At 67.3% G+C, this 1,095-nt stretch carries 1 protein-coding gene and 1 pseudogene; one reads left to right on the forward strand and one right to left on the reverse strand.

What is annotated here, in order from left to right; genetic code table 11:
• A partial coding sequence (locus tag BACI9J_RS23490) for a putative oxygenase MesX (RefSeq protein WP_159736730.1) occupies window positions 1-220 on the reverse strand: 220 nt, incomplete at its 3' end.
• Window positions 221-340: 120 nt separating this feature from the next.
• Here BACI9J_RS23490 and BACI9J_RS23495 point away from each other — a divergent pair.
• A pseudogene (locus BACI9J_RS23495) lies at window positions 341-1,095 on the forward strand (LysR family transcriptional regulator); the annotation flags it as partial.

Raw genomic sequence — 1,095 nt, forward strand, 5'->3', positions numbered from 1 at the left:
CTACCGAGACGATGTCGAGCTGCAGACGGTAGCGGTCGTGCGCCGCGGCCAGCTCGTTCGCTCGCCCGTCGATCATCGCCAGCGCAGCGCGGAGGTTCTGCTGACGGTGCTCGCCGCGCGCCAGGTTGGCGAAGTTCGTGGTCAGCCGGGAGCTGTCGGCGGGGGAGTAGTCCTCGTCGAACCGGGTCCGGGTGATGCTGAAGGTGAGGTCGTTCGCCATGGTCGGCAATCTGTTCGTCGAGCGGCCCGTGGGCGCGGTGGGAAGGATGCATCGATCATGGCGGGAATGGTGAGCCATCAGGTAATACCGAGACGCTATGCACCGGTATAGCCTCGGCCTATGGCCCGGGTCTCGAACGACATCACCCTGCAGCAGCTCCGGTACTTCATCGAGGTCGCGACGGAGGGCTCGATCAGCGCCGCGGCCGACCTGCTCTACGTGTCGCAGCCGACGATGTCCGCGGCGATGAAGGACCTGGAGACGCGGATCGGGCGCCCGCTGTTCACCCGGTCGGCCCGAGGGGTCGTGCTCACCGTCGACGGCGTCGAGTTCCTCGGGTACGCCCGGCAGGTCGTCGAGCAGGTCTCCCTGCTCGGGCAGCGGTACGTCGGCGGCCAGCGGTCGCGTCGGCTGCTCGGGGTGTCCGCCCAGCACTACTCGTCCGCACCCTGCGCAGCGAGGTGGGCATCCTCTACCGCAACGACTTCAACAAGCAGGTGCTCGGCAAGCTGCTGCGGGACGCCGGGGTCGTGTTCACACCGCTCTTCGTCGCGCAGCCGCACATCTTCGTGGCCCGGCGGAACCCGCTCGCGTCACGGGAGCGTGCGACCCTCGAGGACCTCGCCGACCTGCCTCGGCTCACGTTCGACCAGGGCGCGAACAACTCCTTCTACCTGGCGGAGGATATCCTGTCGACGATGTCGAGCAAGCGGGAGATCCGCGTCTCGGACCGAGCGACGATCTTCAACCTCATGATCGGCCTGGGCGGGTACACGATCTCCACCGGACTCATCAGCGACGATCTCGACCCCGAGATCGTCGCCATCCCCCTCGACGTCGACGAACGCATCGAGATCGGCTGGATCGCGCACGCC

This window comes from Arthrobacter sp. 9V, from assembly GCF_902506065.1.
In the GTDB taxonomy this organism is placed as follows: Bacteria; Actinomycetota; Actinomycetes; order Actinomycetales; family Micrococcaceae; genus Arthrobacter.